The organism is Salegentibacter maritimus (assembly GCF_016236915.1).
GTDB classification, from domain to species: Bacteria; Bacteroidota; Bacteroidia; order Flavobacteriales; family Flavobacteriaceae; genus Salegentibacter; species Salegentibacter maritimus.
This window is the reverse complement of the sequence record NZ_JAEHOK010000045.1, coordinates 1-3982: the sequence shown is the minus strand read 5'-3', so window position 1 is coordinate 3982 and position 3982 is coordinate 1. Positions and strand designations below refer to the sequence as shown.

General features: G+C 31.6%; 1 protein-coding gene and 1 pseudogene. Both read right to left on the bottom strand.

The window, feature by feature from the left end:
• Positions 1-391 precede the first annotated feature (391 nt).
• Positions 392-2542 carry a hypothetical protein gene (locus I6U49_RS16665; RefSeq protein WP_198629679.1) on the bottom strand — a complete coding sequence of 717 codons (2151 nt, stop codon included), beginning with the start codon at positions 2540-2542 and terminating at the stop codon, positions 392-394.
• Positions 2543-2773: 231 nt separating this feature from the next.
• Positions 2774-3912 (bottom strand): annotated as a pseudogene (locus tag I6U49_RS16660) (IS3 family transposase).
• Positions 3913-3982 lie beyond the last annotated feature (70 nt).

The following is a 3982-nucleotide window of genomic DNA, read 5'->3' as shown; positions in this document are numbered from 1 at the left end:
CTTTAGAGCACAATTAAGAGGAGTAAGAAATACCGAGTTCTTCCTATTTAGACTCGAAAAATTATTTGCTTAAAAAAGCAAAAACCCAGAAAATGGTCTTGATCCGATATCAAACCATATCAAATGATGTCATAAAAACAAAAAACACTGAAAATCAATAGATTAACAGTGTTTTTATATCCTTTTAAAGAAGGTTCGTCGGGGTGGCAGAACGCTTTTAAAAAGCTCGAAACCCCAGTATTTGTATGGTTTCACGCAGTTCTATTTTTTTGAACTCACGATTAACTCACAATTTAAATAGAACGTATTGGTGCAGTTTAATATTCTGCCTTTTCTAATTTAATATATTAAATTAAATTTTACCGTATTTCTAAGTTAAATTAAAAATAACTTATCTTACCTTTCTTAAGGTAGAGGTGAATTTATTTAATTTTGGTATTGCTACTTCAGAGTCCATGTAGTAGGAATCAAATTCAATTGGAGGATTCGTTAAATCATAAGATACAGTTCTAACTGAAAGAGAATCTAAGTGTAATTTAGTTAGTTGATTATCCAAACTGAAGTAATTCTTTAAGTCTGAAAGAGTCAATTCCTCACCTTTCCAAAGCGAAAATTCACCTTCATTTGTTCTCATAATCCCTTTCTCAAGCATATTAGTAATTTCATTGATATACCTAACCGGATATCTAAAAACATTACCATTAAACATTCTGTTGCTCAGCACAATACATGAAATAACATTTTCAACTTTACTTAGGTCAATTCCATACTTTCTTTCAAGTAAACTGGAAAGATCAAAGTCATTATAAAGGTGATTTAAATTATCCAATTGACTTTCAGCTTTCTTTATATAATCGAATGTTGTTCGTAAGTCAAAAGCACTTACAGGATGTAATGACTGCTTGCATTCAAATAGAAAAAGGGTGTCTTCGTATATTGCAAAAAGATCTATATCACTATTTGGAATTGATGTCTCTTTGAAATTAGTAATGCCAGCATTATTAAATGATTTATTCAATTTCTCCACAAGAGCGTCAACACTTCCATCACTTAACAAGCTTTTATTATTCTGCTTATATTCTGAAGCAAATAGATTTCTAATTGAATTAGAATTTACCATTATTGATAATGGTACAAAAAACCGGTTATTAATAAAAATTATTGAATGATATTGTAAATCAAAAAGAATATCCAGACCTGGCTCCCAACAGACTAAATCAAGGAATGTATCAATATTTTGTGTGGACGTTAATTTCTCTATAAAATCATAAAGTTCATCCTCTAAATATACCGGTATTAACGAGCGCAATAATATATCCGAATCAGGATCTTCCATTTTGAATATTTCTTTTGAAAATAGAAGGTAAAACAATGAAAAGACCCTTCCGATTTTAATAAATTCCATTAGAGTTAATTCATCCTTAATTTTAATCTTTTCGAGATCTTCTGGATTAAGTAATTGTTCTTTGAAAATTTTTGCTAAATATACTACCTCCTCCTGAAATAATGTATTCGGTTTGAAAAAATTATCCAATATAAAATGATAAATGACTTCAGGAATTTCTACCCTGTAGCGGGAATATCCGTAACTTTCTGTTAGTTTAAAAAAATTGAAATCTTTGACTTCGGTTATTTTTTCAACAAGCTCTACAAGTGACTGATTTTCTTTTGCATTCTCTTGTTCTAGAACAAAAAGTGTATCATTGATATTTTGAAGTTCATTTCTAATGTAACCAAGCCGAATGGACTTTTCGAAATCTTTTGATGGTGGTATAATCTTTAATGTTTTCTCATTTAATTTGCATTGATAATTAAAATGATCTATTAATATTTCAAACTCCTTAAAATCAGATATAAAACAGGCGGCTACGATTATTCTGCCAATTTCCCCACTCTTTATAAACTCTTCTGAAACAAATGCCGTATCTATAGGTTTTATCCTTTTAAAATCCGATATAAAATATATCAGATATGAAATTGCAGAACACACATCCTCCTTACTTCTACAATTAATATCCATTGGGTCCTCGTTTGATTCAGGATAATGATTTGACAAAAACAAGAAATCAGCATAAACCAATAAGGACTTCAATATTGATTTATTTTTATACTTTTTCTCAAACCATTTGGTTTCTTTAATAATAAATACATTTAATTCTTGATATGAATTTCTAAGATTTGAAAGATTAGAAATAGATTCCAGGTAATTTTTTTCTGTTGCCAACAGAAAAGAGGTTGAGCTATTTATTTCAAGCAAATCAGCAGAGAGGTTTGAAACAATACATTTTTTATTCATATACTTAGAATATCGCATCGTCCCCTTTCTTCTAATATTTTGGAATGTATTTTTATAATCAAAGTAAATACCTAGAATTAAAGAGTTAATTGCAATACTATATTGTGCAGTTTGAATAGAGGAATTGATTATTTTTTGAATTTCCTTTTTATCCTTTAAGGATGGCAATTCAAAATTTTTATTAATTATTTCTTCAATAAGATTTTCCTTTTTTACCTTACGTAAATTAATTTGTTTAAAATTCATTACAGTTAAATAGCTAATATTTAATTTATTTAGGAATCAATGTTTTAAAATAGGATTCTGCGGATACTGGTTGCGAAGGATTTTGATAGAAATTATCATAAGAATTGAATTATTAGTGTATTCAAATACTTTATCTCCATTTTAATTATCCGTTTCACTACCGACATTTTATCCTATAGGTATAATTTTACACTTCCTTTTGGTTTCTAATGGCGTGTAGCCTTCCCCAATTTAAGACAGGGCTAAATTCAATAAATTTTCATTAATATCATTCGATTCGGGGAAGAATTCTTCCCCGAATCGAGGTTTGTACTCCCTTGGTGATTTATTGCCCAGGGATTGATGCGGATGGTTATTATTGTAATCTTCCATCCATTTATTGCTTAAAGAACGCAATTGATGTAAATCATTAAACCAGTAAGCATCTAATATATCTTCTCTATAAAATCTATTTAAACGTTCTATATACCCGTTTTGCATTGGCTTACCTGGCTGGGTATACCGTATTTCCACACGTTTTCTATTGCACCATTGACTGAATGTTTTAGAGATAAACTCAGGGCCATTATCACAACGGATAGTTTGTGGTAATCCAATTTCTTCTTCTAATTGTTCTAAAGTCTCCACTAGCTTTCTAGCAGGATAGTTCAACCCTGGATCTACAGCCAGTACTTCTCGGTTGCAATCATCAATTATATTTAAGACACGTACCTTTCTGCCATCAGAAAGGACATCTGACATAAAATCCATACTCCAAACCTGATTCAATTGTTCAGTGGTCTCTAAAGGATGTTTTACCCTACCTGTAATGCGCTTTTTATGTTTGCGCCTTAGCTTAAGCTTCATCTGCCGGTATACTCGTAATACCCGTTTCCGGTTCCACTTATGGCCTTCGCGACGTATTCGTTTATAGTATTCATCAAAACCTCTGGTGGGCAACTCAGTGGCCAATTCAGAAAGTTTATCGATTACCTCATAATCGTCTCGCTTAGTCTGATAATACCACATCGAACGGGTTAAACCTACTACATTACAGGCTCGTTTTATGGAGACCTGGTACTCCTTGATCAAATAAACCGCTCTATGCTTCTTGTCGGAAGGCCTTAGAACTTTTTTGACAGTATATCTTTCAGCATTTGGTTATCTAGACTGGCATCGGCATACATCTGCTTGAGCTTGCGATTTTCTTCTTCCAACTCCTTAAGCCGTTTTAGCTCACTAGTTTCCATTCCACCATATTTCTTACGCCAATAATAGATAGTGCTTTTATCAATACCCAGTTCTCGAGCGATATCACCAACAGCTCGGCCTTGTTCGTTTTCTTTCAAGATCTTGATGATCTGACTTTCTGTAAATCTACTTTTTTTCATCGGACAGTTTATCGTTTTTAAAATTAACAATTTCGAATTTTAAACTGTCTTATTTTTAGGGAAGGCTACA

Coding starts and splice junctions, on each gene's coding strand:
- I6U49_RS16665 (WP_198629679.1), bottom strand. CDS start 2,542: ATGAATTTTAAACAAATTAATTTACGTAAGGTAAAAAAGGAAAATCTT.